General features: G+C 62.4%; 19 protein-coding genes. 8 read left to right on the top strand and 11 right to left on the bottom strand.

All coding sequences use genetic code 11. From position 1 onward, the window contains the following. Positions 1–179 precede the first annotated feature (179 nt). The 4 genes from trxA to Q5H93_RS17325 all read left to right on the top strand — a co-directional run bounded on the left by trxA (position 180) and on the right by Q5H93_RS17325 (position 4,502). Positions 180–509, top strand: a complete 330-nt coding sequence (gene trxA, locus Q5H93_RS17310; RefSeq protein ID WP_305007880.1) for a thioredoxin — start codon at positions 180–182, stop codon at positions 507–509. A 123-nt stretch (positions 510–632) separates the two neighbouring features. After that, complete coding sequence (locus tag Q5H93_RS17315) at positions 633–1,262, top strand: response regulator transcription factor (RefSeq protein WP_305007881.1); 630 nt, start codon at positions 633–635, stop codon at positions 1,260–1,262. Positions 1,263–1,336: 74 nt separating this feature from the next. Then, positions 1,337–3,136, top strand: coding sequence for a tetratricopeptide repeat-containing sensor histidine kinase (locus Q5H93_RS17320; protein WP_305007882.1), 1,800 nt, complete (start codon positions 1,337–1,339; stop codon positions 3,134–3,136). 76 nt (positions 3,137–3,212) lie between these two features. Then, on the top strand, positions 3,213–4,502 hold the full coding sequence (locus Q5H93_RS17325; RefSeq protein WP_305007883.1) for an aminopeptidase P N-terminal domain-containing protein: 1,290 nt from the start codon (positions 3,213–3,215) through the stop codon (positions 4,500–4,502). 93 nt (positions 4,503–4,595) lie between these two features. Here the strand turns inward: Q5H93_RS17325 and Q5H93_RS17330 are convergent, their stop codons facing one another. From Q5H93_RS17330 to Q5H93_RS17365, 8 genes are all read right to left on the bottom strand, one after another. Beyond that, the gene (locus tag Q5H93_RS17330) at positions 4,596–5,150 is read right to left on the bottom strand and encodes a DUF4252 domain-containing protein (RefSeq protein WP_305007884.1); all 555 of its coding nucleotides are present in this window, start codon (positions 5,148–5,150) and stop codon (positions 4,596–4,598) included. Positions 5,151–5,204: 54 nt separating this feature from the next. Further along, positions 5,205–6,764, bottom strand: coding sequence for a hypothetical protein (locus Q5H93_RS17335; protein ID WP_305007885.1), 1,560 nt, complete (start codon positions 6,762–6,764; stop codon positions 5,205–5,207). Positions 6,765–6,874: 110 nt separating this feature from the next. Then, positions 6,875–7,297, bottom strand: a complete 423-nt coding sequence (locus Q5H93_RS17340; RefSeq protein WP_305007886.1) for an EVE domain-containing protein — start codon at positions 7,295–7,297, stop codon at positions 6,875–6,877. 126 nt (positions 7,298–7,423) lie between these two features. After that, a complete protein-coding gene (locus Q5H93_RS17345; protein ID WP_305007887.1) occupies positions 7,424–8,770 on the bottom strand; it encodes a DUF3570 domain-containing protein in 1,347 nt (448 codons plus the stop codon). 16 nt (positions 8,771–8,786) lie between these two features. Then, positions 8,787–9,017 carry a DUF4266 domain-containing protein gene (locus Q5H93_RS17350; RefSeq protein ID WP_305007888.1) on the bottom strand — a complete coding sequence of 77 codons (231 nt, stop codon included), beginning with the start codon at positions 9,015–9,017 and terminating at the stop codon, positions 8,787–8,789. A gap of 5 nt (positions 9,018–9,022) precedes the next feature. Beyond that, positions 9,023–10,093: an FAD:protein FMN transferase gene (locus tag Q5H93_RS17355; RefSeq protein ID WP_305007889.1), complete on the bottom strand. Its 1,071-nt coding sequence runs from the start codon at positions 10,091–10,093 to the stop codon at positions 9,023–9,025. Between the two features lie 13 nt (positions 10,094–10,106). Next, positions 10,107–10,622 carry a thioredoxin family protein gene (locus tag Q5H93_RS17360; RefSeq protein ID WP_305007890.1) on the bottom strand — a complete coding sequence of 172 codons (516 nt, stop codon included), beginning with the start codon at positions 10,620–10,622 and terminating at the stop codon, positions 10,107–10,109. Positions 10,623–10,721: 99 nt separating this feature from the next. Further along, positions 10,722–11,123, bottom strand: coding sequence for a hypothetical protein (locus Q5H93_RS17365; RefSeq protein ID WP_305007891.1), 402 nt, complete (start codon positions 11,121–11,123; stop codon positions 10,722–10,724). Positions 11,124–11,268: 145 nt separating this feature from the next. Between Q5H93_RS17365 and polX the strand changes: the two genes are divergently transcribed. Further along, complete coding sequence (gene polX / locus Q5H93_RS17370; RefSeq protein ID WP_305007892.1) at positions 11,269–13,005, top strand: DNA polymerase/3'-5' exonuclease PolX; 1,737 nt, start codon at positions 11,269–11,271, stop codon at positions 13,003–13,005. Positions 13,006–13,216: 211 nt separating this feature from the next. Next, entirely contained in the window at positions 13,217–14,218 is a 1,002-nt protein-coding gene (locus tag Q5H93_RS17375) for a glycosyltransferase family 9 protein (RefSeq protein WP_305007893.1), read from the top strand. 19 nt (positions 14,219–14,237) lie between these two features. On the opposite strand, the gene Q5H93_RS17380 is transcribed toward Q5H93_RS17375, so the two are convergent. Then, entirely contained in the window at positions 14,238–14,666 is a 429-nt protein-coding gene (locus tag Q5H93_RS17380; RefSeq protein ID WP_305007894.1) for an EamA family transporter, read from the bottom strand. Positions 14,667–14,778: 112 nt separating this feature from the next. Here Q5H93_RS17380 and Q5H93_RS17385 point away from each other — a divergent pair, with 112 nt between their 5' ends. Next, positions 14,779–15,048 (top strand): UBP-type zinc finger domain-containing protein, encoded by a 270-nt coding sequence (locus tag Q5H93_RS17385; protein ID WP_305007895.1) that lies wholly within the window; start codon positions 14,779–14,781, stop codon positions 15,046–15,048. 331 nt (positions 15,049–15,379) lie between these two features. Beyond that, the gene (locus tag Q5H93_RS17390) at positions 15,380–16,060 is read left to right on the top strand and encodes a hypothetical protein (protein WP_305007896.1); all 681 of its coding nucleotides are present in this window, start codon (positions 15,380–15,382) and stop codon (positions 16,058–16,060) included. A 483-nt stretch (positions 16,061–16,543) separates the two neighbouring features. On the opposite strand, the gene Q5H93_RS17395 is transcribed toward Q5H93_RS17390, so the two are convergent. Further along, positions 16,544–16,840: a hypothetical protein gene (locus tag Q5H93_RS17395; RefSeq protein ID WP_305007897.1), complete on the bottom strand. Its 297-nt coding sequence runs from the start codon at positions 16,838–16,840 to the stop codon at positions 16,544–16,546. A gap of 31 nt (positions 16,841–16,871) precedes the next feature. Continuing rightward, positions 16,872–18,146, bottom strand: a complete 1,275-nt coding sequence (gene serS / locus Q5H93_RS17400; protein WP_305007898.1) for a serine--tRNA ligase — start codon at positions 18,144–18,146, stop codon at positions 16,872–16,874. Positions 18,147–18,239 lie beyond the last annotated feature (93 nt).

Raw genomic sequence — 18,239 nt, forward strand, 5'->3', positions numbered from 1 at the left:
TCTCACGCCGCAACGATGCAGTAACTCAATCGTTGCGGCGTGAGAGGATGCTTCCTTCGTCAGCATGACAAGCGTCTGAACTTTCCTCCCCCGCCGTTGTTTCAGACGCCTACTACTACCTTCGCGCCGCGATTACGTAGTAGGAACTCACACCCCGAAACCATTAAACCCAAATTGTTATGGGACATAAAGCCATCGAAATCACCGATGCTAACTTCGAAGAAATCATCAATTCCGGCAAGCCCGTGCTGGTAGACTTCTGGGCCGAGTGGTGCGGCCCCTGCCGCATGGTAGGCCCGGTAGTGGAAGAACTGGCCGGCGAATACGAAGGCAAAGCCATCATCGGCAAAGTCGACGTGGACGCCAACCCGCAGACCAGCATGAAATTCGGCATCCGCAGCATCCCTACGCTGCTGGTGTTCAAAGACGGCCAGATTGTGGACAAGCAAGTAGGCGCCGTGCCCAAGCACGTGCTCGCCCAAAAGCTGGATGCCCAGGTTACGGCCTAGGTATCAGCCTCAATTGCAAGCGGCCCCGCCGGAGCAAGCAGCTCTGGCGGGGCCGCTTTTTTGGGTGGACACTAACATCTTCGTGCTATTGACCACCTCCCGGGAGCACGGTACCTTTGCCGTATGCTCAGCCTCGCCATCATTGAAGACCAGCCCGCTATCCGCGAGGCCTACGCCGCTTATCTGACGGCGCAGCCCGAGTTTCGGGTGGTGCTGGTGTGCGCCTCGGTGGAGGATTTTCTGGCCCGGCTGCCCGAGTTGGCGGAAGCGCCCAAGGTAGTGCTGTCGGATATCGGGCTACCCGGTGGGCTGTCGGGCATTGAGGGCGTGAAGCACATCCGCCAGCAGCTGCCGCAGACGGAAGTGCTGCTAATCAGCGTTTATAACGATGCAGCCCGCGTTTTCCAGGCCTTATGCGCCGGCGCAGTAGGGTATCTGGTGAAGAACACGCCGCTGACTTTGCTAAAGGAAAACCTGCTGCAGGTGGCGGCCGGCGGCTCGCCGATGAGCCCGAGCGTGGCGCGGCACGTGGTGCAGCATTTCCGGCCGGTGCAGGATGTCAGTAAGGCGCTGAGCTCGCGCGAGCTGCAAATCGTGCAGGGCATTGAAGATGGCCTGAGCTACAAGCTCATTGCCGACCGCCTGGGTATCAGTCTCGATACGGTGCGCTCGCACATTCGCACCGTGTATCGCAAGCTGGAGGTGAACAGCAAAAGCGAAATCATGGCGCGCATGGCACGGCAGGCGGGTTAATATTCAGAGCAGGCTGAATTCGCACGATAAAATTGTAGCTTTAGCCCGGCGGTTTTCTCCGCACTTTTTATCTGATGAGGCTCTGCTGGCGGTTTCTGGCTATAACATTGGTAACCTGTCTGCTGCAAGGTGCGGCTGGCGCTGCCACCTTGCCCGCGCTCGACTCGCTGAAAACCCTGGCCCGCCGCCCGGGCCTGGCCGATACGGTTCGGGTGCGCCTGTACGCCAGCATCACCCGGCAGCTGGCCAAAACCGACCTCGACAGCGCCCGCTACTACGGCGAGCGGGCCCTGCGGCTGGCCCGGCGCATTGGCTTTCGGCTGGGGGAGGCGCAGGCCTGCAACAATCTGGCGGCGGCGCTGTATTATTCTAATGATTATGAGGGTGCTCAGCAGTTATTTGAGCAAACTTTGCGGGCCGCCCGGCAGGCCCGCAGCCAGCTGCTGATTGGCCATGCTTACCTGGGCCTGGGCAGCGTGGCGCGGGCGCTGGGCAACGAAGAGGGCGCCTTTGCTTACAACCAGCAGGCCCGGGTGGCCTACGCCGCCTGCCAGCCGCCCAACGTGCGCGGCCTGGCCCTGGTGCTGCATAATATTGCCAACCACTACCTTGACGAAGAAAAGACCAGCCAAGCCGCGCCGCTGGTGCGGCAGGCCCTGGCCCTGGTGCAGCCCACTACCGATGTGAGCATGAAAGCCCGGCTGCTCAACCAGCTCGGGCTGGTGCAGGCCGACCAGCACCAGCCCGACTCGGCCAAAGCCAGCTGGCGGGAGTCTATTCGCCTGGCGCGCAGCATTCAGAGCGTAGCGGTGGAGGCTTTGGCCTTGAGCAGATTGGCGGAAATCAGCCTGCAGCAGCGTCAACCCGCGGCCGCCCGCAGCTACGCCGAGCAGGCCTTGCGCCTGAACCGGGAGCTGGGCGACTACGTGAGCGTGGCCGACGACCTGCACGTGCTGGCTCTGGCCCTGCACCAGCAAGGCCAGCCCGGTGCCTTCGACAGCCTGAACCGCTACGTGGCCCTGCGCGATACCATCTTCGACCAGGAACGCACCGAGGCCGTGGCCGAAGCCCAGGCCCGCTTCGACCGGGCCGAGCAACAGGCCAGAATCCGCAGCCTGGAGCAGCAGCGCCGCATCACGGAACTTGTGGCCGGCCAGCGGCGTAATCGTAATCAGCTAATTATAGCAACGTTGAGTGTTGGTTTAGCGTTGCTGGTTATCGGTGGAGTGCGGCTTTACCGGCGGCGCCAGAAAAGCCAGGAAGCGGCCCTGCGGCAACGCATTGCTGCCGATTTGCACGACGACGTGGGCTCACTGCTCACCCAAATCAGCCTGCAGAGCGAGCTGCTCAGCCAGGGCGTGTACGGCCCCGACCAGCAGGCGCAGTACCTGACGCACATGGCCGAAGCCAGCCGCACCGCTGTGCGCCAGATGAGCGACGTGGTGTGGGGCCTGCAAGCCGATATCGGTAACAACGAGTTGGCCGGCCTGCTCGACCGCCTGCGCGAGCACGCCCACGAAGTGCTGTCGGCCAGTAGTATTGAAGTGGATTTTGCCACCGAGCCGGGGCTGGAAGCCCTGACGCTGCCCCTCGAAACGCGGCAGGCGCTGTACCTTATCTACAAGGAAGCGCTGCACAATACGGTGAAGCATGCTCATGGTGCCACGCTGGTTACCATTCGTTTAGCCAGGTTAAAAAATCAGCTTCAGCTGCAGGTGCGTGATAATGGCGATGGTACGACCACTGATGCGCTGAGTTCGGGCGGGAATGGCTTGCGCAATATGCAGGCGCGGGCGCGGGCCGTAGGAGGGCTGGTAAAATACGAGGCTGCCGGGCCAGGCTTCTGGGTGACAGTGCTATTGCCGATGAGCTGAAAGGACCTGGTAGAGGAAATGGCCCCCCGGCCCGGCGCCAACGCTTAACTTGCAACTCCCAACAATCCCCTTTTCCATGCGCTACGGCCCCATTGCCCCTGAGCTGTTTATTGAAAATCGTCGCCGCTTCCGCGAGCTGCTGAAACCCAATTCGCTGGCTATTTTCCAGGCCAACGACATCATGCCGACCAATGCTGACGGCACGATGGCCTTCCGCCAGAACAACGACCTGTTTTACCTCTCCGGCGTCGACCAGGAGGAAAGCGTCCTGCTTATCTGCCCCGAGGCGCGGCTGGAGAAGTACCGCGAAATCCTGTTTCTGCGCGAAACTTCCGACCACATCCTCATCTGGGAAGGCTACAAGCTGACCAAGGATGAGGCCCGCGCCCAGTCGGGCGTGCAAACCATTATGTGGCTCGACAGCCTGCCGGCGGTACTCGCGGCGCTGATGAACGAGGCCGAGTACGTGTACCTCAACACCAACGAGCACATCCGCTCGGTGGTGGAAGTCGAAACGCGCGATGCCCGCTTCATCAAACAGTTGCAGGCGCAATACCCGCTGCACCAGTACCGCCGGGCCGCGCCGCTGCTGCACCAGCTGCGCGCCATCAAGAGCCCGGAGGAAATCCGGCTGATGCGCGAGGCCTGCCGCATCACGGGGCAGGCGTTTCGGCGGCTGCTGGGCTTCGTGCAGCCGGGTGTGTGGGAGTTTGAGATTGAGGCCGAAATCCTGCACGAATTTGTGCGCAGCCGCAGCCGCGGGCCGGCTTACGGCAGCATCATTGCCTCGGGCAAAAGCGCCACTATCCTGCACTACGTCAGCAACGACCGGCAGTGCCAGGACGGCGACGTGCTGCTGCTCGACTTCGGTGCCGAGTACGCCAACTACGCGGCCGACCTCTCGCGCTCCATCCCGGTGAATGGCAGGTTTTCGCAGCGTCAGCGCGATGTGTACGAGGCTGTTTTGAGCGTGATGAACTACGCCAAAACCCAGCTCGTAGCCGGCAACGAAATCGAAGCCTACCACAAAAGCGTGGGCGAAAAAATGACCGGAGAGCTCATCAAGCTCGACCTGCTGCGGGCCGACGACGTGAAAAACCAGGACCCCGAAGCGCCGCTCTACAAGAAGTATTTCATGCACGGCACCAGCCATTACCTGGGGCTCGACGTGCACGACGTGGGCGCCAAATACCGCAAGTTTGAGGCGGGCATGGTGTACACCTGCGAGCCCGGCATATACATTCCCGAGGAAAACCTGGGCATTCGCCTGGAGAATGATATTCTGCTGACGGCGAGCGGGAATGAGGATTTGATGGCCGACATTCCGCTGCTGGCGGATGACATTGAGCGGCTGATGAAGAAGTAAGGATATACCCTGCTGAACACAGCGAAGCGTCCTTTCATGTCGGAACGACCTGTTCCGGCGTGAAAGGACGCTTCGCTGCGTTCAGCAGGACAGCTACTTGGCCGTAGCGCGCAGAATTTGCGGCAGGTACTTCGTCAGAGCCTGTACCTGCGAGCGGGTGAAATTCCCATTCACCGACACCAGCACAAAGGAATCCGCTACATCGGGCAACTGGCCGATGGCGGCGAACTCCGAAATCTTATCGCCGGAGCCGCGTACCGAAACCTGGTAGCCGCCGTCGCTGGACGAAGTGTTAACCAGCGGCTCGTACTTTTCATTCTGCAGAATGCCAGTGGCTTCGGCCCGCAGGCCTTCGCGCGAGAGGGCCCGGGCCGAAGCCGTAACCGGGGCGAAGCCAATGACGCGGGCCGAGCGAATGCCGGTGATGCCATCGGTAAAGTCGGTGCCACCGAGGAGTTTGGCGGCCTTCACCAGCGCCAGCCGGTCGAGCAAGTCGGCCGACCAGTCGGCGGTTTTGAAGCCGTCGCGGCCTTCGTATTTCGAGAAAAAGGAAGCCACCGTGCGGGCCGGCGTGCTGGGGCCTCCAGCGCGGCAGGCAGCCAGCAGCACCAACAGAAGCAGAGCGGGTAAGCGGAGTTTGGAAAGCATAGTCATGGCGCAAAAGTAGAATGGGGTTTACTCCATTCCGGCCATTGGGTTGTTTTAAAACGCCACGGCGTTCAGAAAAAACACCTCCCGCTCCGGCCCGCGGTTGGTACGCAGACGCTGGTAGCCGCTGGCTACGAAGCGGCTACCAAACCAGGGCTGCAAATCGGCATTGCTGGTATCGGCCACTTTTTCGACGGTGCCCACGGGGGCGGTTTGGATGGGCACCTGCAGGTCGTTAGGCGAGTGCTCGGCGCGGTTCACTACTTTGTAGCGTAGCTTGTCCTCGTCGATGTAGGCCAGTACGAGCCGACCGTCGGGCAGGGTTTGCAGGCGCACGGCTTCTTCGAGCTCGTAGCGGCGCAGGTTGTCCACCACGAAAGTATTGTCCCACTGCAGGGTACCCTGGCGGTCGAAGCCGCACACCAGCACGTGGGTGGTCTGGTAGCCGTCGAACACGCGGGAGTTGGAGTAGCTGAAGGGCGAAGGGCTGTAGCCCGCCGAGCCAATGGGGCCGAAACCACCGTAGTTGTTGTAGCGGTAGTGCGGGTAATATACCTCAGCTACCAGTACATAGCTGCCATCGGCCTGCGGGCGCAGCTCGTGCAGCAGCAGGCGGTAGTGCCAGCGCAGGGGAGGCAGCGTTTTGGCCAGGCGGCGCTCGACGCGGGCGCGCAGCCGGGCCTGCCGGGCGGGCTTGAGGTAATCGAAAAAGTGCTTGAGCCGCAGAAAGTCGTAGAAGCGGAGCGGCGCCTTGGGGCCATTGCCCTGCGTTAAGTCGGTGGCAAAGAGGCCCTGGGCGTACGTAGGGTCGCGCAGCGAGTAGGTGCCCATCAGCAGGCGGGCGGTGGTATCCTGCGGCGGACTGATTTGGGCCGTGATGAGACTGCGCTCGCTCTCGGTCTGAATGAACTCGGAATGAATGAGCTGGCCACGGTCGGAGAGCTGCTTAAGCTGCAGACGGCTTTTGCGGCCGTTGGTTTGGCTCAGCACGTATTCGGCGCGGCCGGCCGCCGCATTGGCCACGAAAGTGAACTGCGTGGGCGCCGGCTCGTACACGGCCGCCAGATACTGCATGCGGCCGGTGGCCACCTCCAGCAACAGGGCCGTGACGTGCGACTGGTCGGCCAGCACTACCGTGGCAAACAGCCGCCCGTCAAGCGCTTTGAGCTCGACTATCTCGCGGCTCAGCTTGGTGTCGAACTGCTGGATGTGCACCTGCCCCAGCACGCCGCTGTAAGCGGCGGCCCACAGCCGCCCGGGCGTGACGCGCGACGAAAACAGGGCGTATACCACCGTGCCCTCGGCGCACATGCGGGCAAAGCTGAATTCGTCGGGCACGGCTACTTCGGTTTCCTGCGTCAGCTGCAGCTCGCGGTTGTAGCGCTGAAAGAAGTAGCTGGTCTTGCTGGTAAATGGCTTGTCGCGGCCCAGCAGTACCACCACGCTGCTGTCGGCGGGCAGGGGCTGCACGTGCGCCTCGCTGCTGCTGTTGCTCAGGGGCAGTTCGGTGCGGGCCGTCTGAATGGGCGCATCGGGCGGGGAGCTGGCCGGTACCTGCGCCCACAGCAGTGCCGGGCGCAGCAGCAGCAAGAGTAGGTAGTAGCAAGGTTTCATACCCCGGAATTTAAGGAAAACAACAGATGATGAGCCGAAAAGCCTCTTCTTATACAAGGTAGGCCAATAGTCGGTAATTACGGGAAAACGCCGCTTCAGGTCATTTCTTTTCAGCCAACATCGGCCCCGCTGCCTAGTTCCACAATGGCATCGAATTCCTCGGGCCGCACGGGCGTCACCGACAGCCGCGACTGCCGGATGAGTCCCAGCTGCTGCAGCCGTGCATCGGCCTTGAGGGCGGCCAGCGGCACGGGGCGGGCCAGGGGCTGCAGCGGGCGCAGCTGCACGGCTACCCAGGGCGAGCCGGGCTCGGCGGTGGTGTCGGGGGCGGCGGGGGCGGCTACTTCGGCCACGCCCACCACGGCTTTCTCGCTCACGCTGTGGTAGTAAAGCACGAGGTCGCCGGGCTGCATGAGGTTGAGATTGTTGCGGGCCTGGTAGTTGCGCACGCCGGTCCAGGCGGTGCCGTTGTCCTGTACGAAGACGGTCCAGGAGTACGCTTCGGGTTCCGATTTAACGAGCCAGTGATTCAAGGGAGGGGAGGGGGAAATAGAAAACAGCAGGAGGCAGACGGAAACGGCCGGCACTGGCATAGATGCCGGCCGGCCGCATTTGCACACCGCAAAGGAAATAAATCCCGAACGTAGTCGGGGTAAAGATTACAGACTAAAGCCCAGGTCGAAGCTTACGATGTTGGCAATCAGGTCGGCCCGGTCGGCGGTGGCGTAGCGGCTGGCCCCGGTTTGCTGGTAGTGCGCGTAGCGCAGGTCTACCGACCGGAAGCGCATGACGTGGGGGAGACCCTGGGTGGTTTTGCCCGGCACCCGGAAGCGCCCGATGCCATACACCGGGGAGTAGCGCAGGCCCAGGCCCAGCTTGTTGGCCGCGAAGGCCGACAGGTCGTAGTCGGAGGTATAGTATTCATCGTTAATCGAATGGCCCAGGTAAGGCGCGAAATACCGGGAGGCTATCTGGGTGTGGTAGCGGTAGAAGGGGTAGAGCACGAAAAACGGCGTCACTTTCACCGGCAGCTCCACTTCCAGGGTGTGGGCCACGATGCCAAAATTGTCGTTATAGAAACGGTAAAAAGCGCGCAGCTGCACCAGGTCGGTGGCGTAGTAGTTCAGCCGCAAGCTCACCGGGTACTTGAGGCGGGTGCGCGGCAGCAGCTCGGCCTTGGGGGCCGAAGGGGCCGTGGCCGCGAAGTCGGTAGGGGCCGCGGGCGCCGGGTTGGGCGTGGGGTTGTCGTAGAAATACACCCGGTGGAACGGCGTGCTCAGCAGTCCGTTCTGCGACACCAGCTCGGCGTTGACGGCCAGCTGCAGGCGCTTGCTTATTACCTGCGAATACGTGGCCGTGAAGTTGTAGGTCTGGCGGGTATCAGTGCCGTTTTCCTTGCGGCCGTTGGTGCGCAGCTCCAATGGCGCAATCAGCGTCACCTGGTCGAAAAACACCTGGCCGGCCACGCTGAGCTGGCGGTTGCCATCGCGCGAGGTTTTGGCGAAGGAGGCCGTGACGTTGGTCGAGAAGTAGTCGTATTCTTTCGATACGCCCGCGCCCACGCCCCACAGGCGGCCTTTGGTCCGCTGCTCGCGGCTGTAGCCGAAGTCGCCGTGGTAGCGCACGTCGTGGCTGGACGGCGTACTGAGCGCAAAATCAATCCTATCCGTCGAGGCCGAGGCGTAAAAATCGGCGCCCACGTTGGCCGACAGCCGGCTCACCGTGTCGAGGGGCACGTTCACGATGATGGCCGGGGGCACGTCGGTGAGCTGCTGGGTGCCACGGCCGCCCTCCACGGCCCCGTGGCTGCCATCCTGCTGATAATAACCGCCGATGATGTCGATGGTGGCGGGCTCGGCGGCGCGGCTCACCGGCACCGGCGGCCCCAGGGGTGCCCCGTAGCCATCGATGCGGTTGGGGCTGAGCGTGGTGCCGGGCTGGGTTTGGGCCCGGGCCTGCATGGCCAGCCCGCTCAGCAGGATAAGGGTAGCGAAAAAGGCCTTCATACTGCGATACTCAAAATTAATTGCAGCCGCAGCCGCCGCCTACTTTGCCGCCGTTGGCCCCGCCGGCGCCCTCGCGGTAGCTTTCGAAGTTGGTTTCGGGCGCTTCCACCGGCTTGCTGGCCAGCTTCATGTCCTCGTCGTTCAGGTAGGCTTTCTGGTAGGCAGCCACCGACACGCAGCCCGGTAGCGCCAAGCCGCCGGCCAGCGCCAGCGCCGCTACTAGCCGTTTAGAAAAGGGAATTGGCATAAAAGTCAGGGACGTTGGGCGGCGGCGGGGCCGTGGTAATACTTGAGCGCCATGCCGTTCGATACGAGCGTGCGGTTGTCGTCGGTAATCAGCGTGCAGGCCACATTCTGCAGGCGGTTGATGAAGGCCAGGCCGGCTTCAGGACCTTTTACGAACACGACTTCATCGAGGCCGTCGGCCAGCTCCACATCGGGGCACACGATGGTGACCGAGCGCAAACCCACCGACGGGTAGCCCGTGCGCGGGTTGATAATGTGGCCGTACACGGTGCCGCCCACCGTGAAATACTGCTCGTAGTTGCCGGCCGTCACCACAGCCACGTCGGTCACGTCAATCCAGGCGGCCACGCTGCGCGGGTGGTCAGGGTCGCCGATGGCCACGCGCCAGAGCGAGCCGTCGGCCTGCCGGCCCCAGCACAGAATGTCGCCCGAGCCGTTGAGCAGGCCGCCCCGGATGCCCAGCCCGTCGAGCACCGCCCGCGCCCGCCGGATGCCGTAGCCCTGCAGGATGCCCGCCAGATTGATGCGCATCCCTTTTTCGGGCAGAAAAACCGTGTGCGCCCGGGCGTCGAGCTGGATTTTCTGCCAGCCGATGCGCCGCACCGAGGCCCGCACCAGCGCCGAATCGGGTAGTGCCGGGTGGGTCTGCCGGTCAAATTTATAGAGCTTGTCGGCGCTGGCAAAAGTGATGTCGAAGGCCCCGTCACTGAGCTGCGACAGCCGTATGGTGCGCTGAATGAGCTCGAAGGTTTCGGCATCGACCGCCACCGGGCGCAGGCCCGCCGCGCGGTTGATGCGGGTAATCTGCGAGGTAGAATCCCAGAACGACATCAGGTGGTCGATGCGCCGCACTTCGGCCAGACTGGCGCGCAGGGCCCGCTGCCCGGCCGAGTCGTCGGCCGCTACTACCGTGAACGTGAAGCGCGAACCCATCAGGTGGGCGCTGCGGGTGTAGCTGTGGGCCACCGGGGGGCTGGCCGGCGTCGGGCGGCTCCCAAGCAGTAGCAGGGCGGCCAGGACATAGGCGCCCACCGGCCGTAGCCGGCTCCAAAGCTGATAGTTAGGGAAAGCAGTCAAGGCGGGCGAGAAATTACGGCAGCGTCGGAACCACCTGCTTCAGATACGCCGTGAAGGCGGCCGGGCCACCGGCCAGGTAGCCGGTTTTGGCCAGCACCTTGCCCTCGGGCGAGATGATGACGACCAGCGGAAAATCACCCGCCCGGTTGAGCTGGGCGGCAGCGGCTTCGTTGAGCTTGAGCTGGGCGGCGCTGGGCTGGTTTTTCTTCAGGCGCGGAAAATCGAAGTGCGCCAGCACCAGCCGGTCTTTAGCGAAAGCCATAAAGTCGGGCTGCGCAAAAACCTCTTGCTCATACATGATGCAGGGCTTGCACCAGTCGGAACCCGAAAACACGACCAGCAACGGCCGGTTGGTAGCCCGCGCCTGCGCCTGGGCCGCGCTCAGGTCGCCGAGCCAGCCGGTGGGCACTTCGGCGGCTGGGGGAAGAAGTTGAACGGCCGCGATGCCCGGGCGCGCCGGAGCCAGCGCCAGCAGCATCAACCCCAAAACAACAGCCCGGAAACGGATGATAGCAGCACCAAATGCCATGCGAAAAAGAATTGTGTGATGTTCCGCTAACGGCCGGCAATGCCGTTGCGTTCAGCGGATTCAGCAAAGCTCCCGGGCTGGCATGAAGGCCGGATGAAGTCAGGGCCGCTGCTGCCGCACGGTCAGCACCTTGCCCTTCAAAGAAATTACTTCCAGCGTATAGTCGGGCGTGCCGCCGTCTTCCAGATGAATACGCAGGCGGTGCGGGCCGGTGGCGGTCCAGGTGCCGTCGCGGCCTTCGAGGCCGTCGGTGGGGGCAATGTCGTACTGCGTGAAGCGGCCGTAGGGCTCGATGGCGAAGCCCGTGCGGCCCCGCGCCGGCGGAAATTTGTAGGTGTTGGGGCGATACACGAGGGTGTCGCCCCGGTTTTCCTCGTGCGCGTTCAGCCAGGTGCCTTCCAGGGCTTTCAGGGAAGAAACCACGGGCTTGGAATCAGTAGCCTGACAGGCCGCTAGCAGCGCCAGCGGCAGCAGCAGGAGTTTGGCGGAGGGGTAAAACATAAGCACGAAGCAAAGAGGGTGGCGCAACGTAAAAGGGCCCTGTCGGGTGGGCGGGGCGCCCGCTTTTTTCGGGCTGGCCCCGCTGGTTTTACGTGGCTAAGCTACGCCCGGCCGTACTTTCGTTTTTCCTAAAGCCTTTTCGCAAGTGGACAACCGCGACCTTACCCGGGCCTTCAAGCTGGCCGCCCAGCTCATGGAGCTGCACGATGAAAACCCGTTCAAAATCCGCGCCATCGAAGGCACGGCCAACGCCCTCGACGCCCTGAGCTTCCCGGTGGCCGAGGTGGAGCGCGCCGGCCTGCCCGACCGCACCGGCCTGAGCAAAACCGCCGCCGCCAAGGTGGCCGAGCTGCTCGATACCGGCACGTTCTCGGACCTGCAGCGCCTGCTCGAAATCACCCCGCCCGGCGTGGTCGAGCTGCTGAACATCAAAGGCATCGGCCCCAAGAAAGTGCGCGCTTTGTGGCGCGAGCTGGGCATCGAAACCCCCGAGGCCCTGCGCGAAGCCGCCGAAACCGACCAGGTGAGCAAGCTCAAAGGCTTTGGTAAAAAGACGCAGGACGCCATCCTCGAAGCCCTGGAATTTGCGGGCCAGAGCAAGGGTAAGCTGCTCTATCCGCAGGCCGAAAACCTGGCCGAAGCGCTGGCCGCCCGCCTGCGCGAAACCCTGCGCACCGACCAGGTGGCCATCGCCGGCGAGCTGCGCCGCCGCCTCGAAACCGTGGAAACCGTGCGCCTGGTGGCCGCTACCGCCAACCCCGCGCCGGTACACGCGCTGCTCAATGCCTCGGCCGGCCTGCTGGCCGACCCGCGCCGCTCGGGCCCCTGGGCCTGGCGCGGCACCGCCACCGACTCCGGGGTAGGGGTGGAGGTGCTGCTGGTGCAGCCCGAAAACTTTGCCACCGAGGTGTTTTTGAACTCGGCTGCCGAGGGGCATCTGGACGAGCCGCTGGCGCAATCCGCCACGCTGCGGCAGCTGGCGCGGCGCGAGAAATTCCAGCAGGAAGAGGCGCTGTATGAACGCGCCGGCCTGCAATTTATCGTGCCTGAATTGCGTGAGGGACTGGGCGAAATCGGCCTGGCCGCCGACAAAAAGCTCCCGCACCTGCTGGAGGACGCCGACCTGCGCGGCTCGCTGCACAACCACAGCACCTACTCCGACGGCAACCACACACTGCGCGAAATGGCCACCTGGCTGCGCGACCACGGCTACGAGTACCTGGGCATCTGCGACCACTCGCAGGCCGCCCATTATGCCAACGGCCTCAGCGTGGAGCGGGTGCGCCAGCAGCACCAGGAAATCGACAAGCTGAACGCCGAATTGGCGCCCTTCCGCATCTTCAAGGGCATCGAAAGCGACATCCTCAGCGATGGCGCCCTCGACTACCCCGCCGAGGTGCTGGCGAGCTTCGATTTCATCGTGGCCTCCATCCACTCGAACCTGAAAATGGACGAGCAGAAGGCCACCAACCGCCTGCTGCGGGCCATCGAAAACCCCTACTGCACCATGCTGGGCCACCCCACCGGCCGCCTGCTGCTGCGCCGCCAGGGCTACCCCATCAACTACAAAGCCGTCATCGACGCCTGCGCCAAGCACCAGGTTATCATCGAAATCAACGCCAACCCCTGGCGCCTCGACCTCGACTGGCGCTGGGTGCGCTACGCCCTCGACCAGGGCGTGCAGCTGAGCATCAACCCCGACGCCCACCACACCGACGGCTACGCCGACATGCGCTACGGCGTGCTGATGGGCCGCAAAGGCCACCTCACCAAGGAGATGACCTTCAACGCAAAGTCGGTGGACGAGGTGGCGGCGTATTTTGAGCAGCGCAAGGCGGGCATCAAGCCGCCGCTGGAGTTTAAGGAGTCGTTGTTTGGGTAGAGCATGAGAGAACGAAAACTCCCCTCCTTGGAAAGGAGGGGATGTTTTCGCGTAGCGAAAACGGGGGTGGTTCGCCCGGTCGCGCCGTTAGAGCTCGTTTGTATGAGTAATTAATTTCCTATCGGCGTGTGAGCCCTGCCGACGTCCAACCACCCCAGCCAAGCCTGCGGCTTGGCGTCCCCTCCTTGAAAAGGAGGGGAGTTTCGTTCTCATGAAAATCCTCGTCCTCCGCTTTTCCTCCATCGGCGACATCGTGCTGACCACGCCGGTGCTGCGGGCGCTGGCGCAGCAGCTGCCGGGCGCGGCCGTGCACGTAGCCACCAAGCCCGGCTACCGGGGCCTGCTGGAGCCCAACCCCTACGTGGCCAAAGTGCATTGCCTGACCGGCAGCCTGAACGACCTGGTAAGCGAGCTGAAAGCCGAGCAGTTCGACTTCATCGTCGACCTGCACAACAACCTGCGCACCCGCCTCATCAAGCTGCGGCTGGGGGTGAAATCGAGTAGCTTCGACAAGCTGAACTGGCCGAAGTGGCTGCTGGTAAATCTGAAAATCAACCGCCTGCCCGACGTGCATATCGTGCAGCGCTACCTGGCGGCCGCCGCGCCGCTGGGCGTGCGGGACGATGGCCAGGGGCTTGACTATTTCATCCCCGAAGGCCAGGAGGTGGACGTAAAAACCCTGCCGCCCGCCTTCCACCCCGGCTACGTGGCCGTGGCCATCGGCGCGCAGCACGCCACCAAGCGCCTGCCGCTGGCCAAGCTGGTGGAGCTGTGCCAGCGCCTGGCCCCGCGCCCCCTCATGCTGCTCGGCGGCCCCGAAGATGCGCCGGTGGCCGAGGCAATACTGGCTGCTATGAAGGACGTAGCTGCTCATTCACCCATTCGCCCATTCACCCATTCGCCCATTGAAAACGGCTGCGGGCGCTACTCGCTGCATCAGTCGGCCTCGCTGCTGCGGCAGGCCAGCTTCGTGGTGAGCCACGACACGGGCCTGATGCACATTGCGGCCGCCTTTGGCAAGTTGATTTACAGCGTGTGGGGCAATACAGTGCCCGAGTTCGGCATGTATCCGTTTCGGACCGAGTTTGAGAAGCTGGAGGTGCTGGGGCTGCCCTGCCGGCCCTGCTCCAAAATCGGCTTTGCCAAGTGCCCGCAGGGGCATTTCCGGTGCATGCAGGAGCAGCAGCTGGACCGGGTCTGGCCCAGCGTGTAACGCCGACCTGCGGTTCGCCTTACTTCGCCTCCCGCGTGAAGGCAATGAGCAGGGCCCCGCCCGCCATCAGGGCCGCGCCCAGAATCACCTGCCAGGTTACTTTTTCCTTCAGAAAAAACACGGCCAGCAGGATGGAAAAGACCAGCGAAATCTTGTCGAACGACGAGGTGCGCGAGGCCTGCCCCAGCTTGAGGGCCTGAAACGAAAACAGCGACGAGGCGCAGGTAAGCACCCCCGCCGCGATGAGAAACACCCAGGTGCGCCGGTCGATTTCGCCCACCTGCTTCAGGTGCCCCTGCCAGGCCACCACGCCCCAGGCCACGGCCACTATCAGCACCGACTGCACGGCAAACACCACACTGGATTCCAGGTTCTTTACGCCCACCTTCGACAGCGTAACCACCACGGCGGCCAACAGCGCCGCCACCAACGAAAAAACAACCCACATACGAACGAGAAACAGAGCGTGAGCTAGTCGATACGCAACCGCGGCCTACATCGCCGAACCCGGGCCGGACCGGCGGCGCTATATTGCAAGCTCGCTTACCCCCGCTTTTGCCATGAACCCCAAGCTCTGCCAGCACCTCGCGGCCCTCACCGAAATCCGCCCCGCCACCACCCAGGTTTGCGCCGAGTGCGTGGCTCTGGGCGACACCTGGGTGCACCTGCGCGTGTGCCAGGCCTGCGGCCACGTGGGCTGCTGCGACGACTCGAAAAACAAGCATGCTACCCGGCATTTTCAGGCCACGCAACATCCTGTTATTGCCTCGGCCCAGCCGGGTGAGCGCTGGCTGTGGTGCTTCGTGGACGAGGCCTTTGCCGAATACTAGCATCAGGTCCCTGGTGCCGTAGAAAGTCGGAAAAGTGCTATCAAACGCCGGGAAAGTGCTCCCGCTGACCGTTTCATGTCACCCGCTGAGCGTTTGAAAGCTCCCGGTGGGCCATCGAAACCACCCGCTATTCTTGCGTAAGCTCCCGCTGGGGGCGGGATAATGGCCGCTAGGCCTTTACGACCTGCCGGCGCCAGTTTGATGGCTACCGGCCGGCCTTTGGGCCGGGGGTGGTGAAAAATGAAAACAACTCCCTATATTCGGCCCGTGCTTCGAGTGAAGTGCTAGCCCCTAGGGGGTTGTGTCTTTCTTTTTTTACTGGATTGTAGTCATGCGTGAGGTTCCGATTGTTGCCGATTTTAACATGTCGCAAAGCGACCTGGTCACGGTTAGTTTCGAAAAGCAGCTTTTCATGGTGCGTGATGCAAAAGAGCTGGAGGGGCGCGGCATCCCGCTCAAGCGCATCACCGATTTTAAAGGCCAGATTACCGATTTCACCGCGCTGCCCACCGACGGCGAGCTCGACCAAACCAAGCAGGAGGCTACCGACCGCAAGGACGCCGCGCAGCGCGACCTCATCACCCAGCTGCAAATCGTGATGGGCATCGTGGGCACCGTCGACAAGCCCAGCACCTCGGGCTACAAGAAGTTTGGCACCGCCGGCCTCGACAACGCCAGCGAGGGCGACCTACACCTCGGCATCATCCGCGCCGTGCGCGTGGGCCGCGCCAGCCTGGACAAGTACGCCGCCAAAGGCCTCACCGCCGACCTGCTTACCGAGCTCGAAACCCGCAACGCCACCTTCCTCACCCGCCTCGGCGAGCAGCAGGACGCCGAAACCGCCCGCGGCGAGGCCGCCGATGCCCGCATCCGGGCCGCCAACGCCCTCTACGCCGAGCTGATGGACATCTGCGGCACCGGCAAGGCGCTGTATGCGCAGACCAATGCCCGGAAATTTGACGATTATATTGTGAATGACACCGAGCCGGCGGATGTGAAGCCGGAGGCGTAGCCAGTAACGCAATAAGGTGGACTGCCACCAATAAGAGCGCAACTATTGCTGGCCAGTTGGTGTATATTTGCAACGAAAGTCGTTGCAACTGGCAGCGTCAACATCAAAAAATAAGGGGCCGAACCTCGCGGCCCAGCCCCTTACCCTACTTAATCCAGTGTTCGGCGGCCGATAAGGCTCCACCGCTCACTAGAAACCAAAAGAGCCATTTGACCAGCCCTTCGGGTATTCGGAAATCAAGTTTGAACCTGACTTCCGATTTCACACGGTCCTTTTCCATTTGAGTACGGATTTAGGTGTGTAACCACCTTCTTCCTGAACCCCTGGCGTCGCCTAACGCCGGGGGTTCGCCGTTTATAGGCAACCGCGTTGGCGAGGTGTATCCCGTGCGTTGACCCAAAGTAACGGCAGGTTTTGGGAAAGTTGTAAAACACGCAAAAGGCCCGGCTAACTACTTAGCCGGGCCTTCTTGTGAATTCTGTTTTACTTTAAAAATGGATTTTCAGCATTTGCAGCCAAGAACACATGATTAAGAATGGCAGCAAGTGCTATGTGAGTGTCTTCTACAGCGTATGCCCCTTTTAATTCACTGTATTCAAACTGATACTCACGAACCAAGTGCTCTATGCTTAGCCCTGCAGTTACGCATTTATGGAGGATAGCAGCTTTCTGAGGCAATGTGGTTTCACTCCATTCATGAGCATAAGGGTCAAAACAGGTTCGTAAGCTAGAATGCTGATGAGTACCCAGTACTTTTTCTACTTGCTCCTGGTAATGCATACTGAAGATTGCTGATTAGAGAACGGCAAACTTACCCAATCTTGCTAAACCCGCAGTACGAGTGCAGCACCGCCGGCAGGTTAATGCCGTCGCTGGTCTGGTTATTTTCCAGCAGCGCGGCCACGATGCGCGGCAGCGCCAGTGCCGAGCCATTCAGCGTGTGCAGCAATTGCGTTTTGCCACCCTCGGCGCGGTAGCGGCACTTGAGGCGGTTGGCCTGGTAGGTCTCAAAGTTCGAGGCCGAGCTCACTTCGAGCCAGCGGCCCTGGGCGGCGCTCCACACCTCCAGGTCGTAGGTCAGGGCCGAGGTGAAGCTCATGTCGCCGCCGCAGAGGCGCAGCACGCGGTAGGGTAGCTCCAGCTTCTGCAGCAGGTTTTCGATGTGGGCCACCATGCCATCCAGCGCTTCGTAGCTGCGCTCGGGCTCCGTGATTTGCACGATTTCCACCTTGTCGAACTGGTGCAGGCGGTTCAGCCCGCGCACGTCGGCGCCCCACGAGCCAGCCTCGCGGCGGAAGCAGGGCGTGTAGCCGGTGTTCTTGATGGGCAGCTTGTCCGTCGCGATGATTTCGTCGCGGTACAGGTTGGTGATGGGCACCTCCGAGGTTGGAATCAGGTACAGGTTGTCCTGCGCGTCGTGGTACATCTGGCCTTCTTTGTCAGGGAGTTGGCCGGTGCCGTAGCCGCTGGCCTCGTTCACCAGGATGGGTGGCTGGATTTCGGTGTAGCCGGCGTCGCGGGCCTCGTCGAGAAAGAAGTTGATAAGCGCGCGCTGCAGGCGGGCGCCCTGGTTTTTGTACACCGGGAAGCCCGCGCCGGTGATTTTGATGCCGAGGTCGAAGTCGATGATGTCGTATTTCTTAATCAACTCCCAGTGGGGCTGGGCATCGGCGGGTAGCGCGGGTTTCTGGCCGCCTTCGCGCACCACCTCGTTGTCGGCGGCCGAGCGGCCTTCGGGCACGCTGGCGTGAGGCAGGTTGGGCAGCTTGTAGAGGAGTTGCTGCTGCTCGTGTTCCACCTGGGCCAATTCTTCGGAGGCGGTTTTGGTATGCTGCTTGAGCTCGGCGGTGCGGGCCTTGAGGGTTTCGGCGCCGGCTTTGTCGCCGCTTTTCATCAGCTGGCCGATTTGGCGGGCCAGGTCGTTGGCCTCGGCCTGGGCCGAGTCGTGCGAGGTCTGGAGCTGGCGGCGGCGTTGGTCGAGGTCGAGGATGGCGGCCACATCGGCCGCGGCGGTTTTGTAGTGTTTTTTGGCAAGGCCGGCCAGCACGCGGTCGGTTTGCTCTTTGATGACGGAAACTTGCAGCATGAGAAAGATGCGTGTAAACTAGGGCAAAGGTAGGACTTGCGGCCCCGGTGCGCCGCACGTCACCAGTTAATTTGGCCCGGGAAGGCGCTTTTG

The organism is Hymenobacter aranciens, assembly GCF_030580865.1.
In the GTDB taxonomy this organism is placed as follows: Bacteria; Bacteroidota; Bacteroidia; order Cytophagales; family Hymenobacteraceae; genus Hymenobacter; species Hymenobacter aranciens.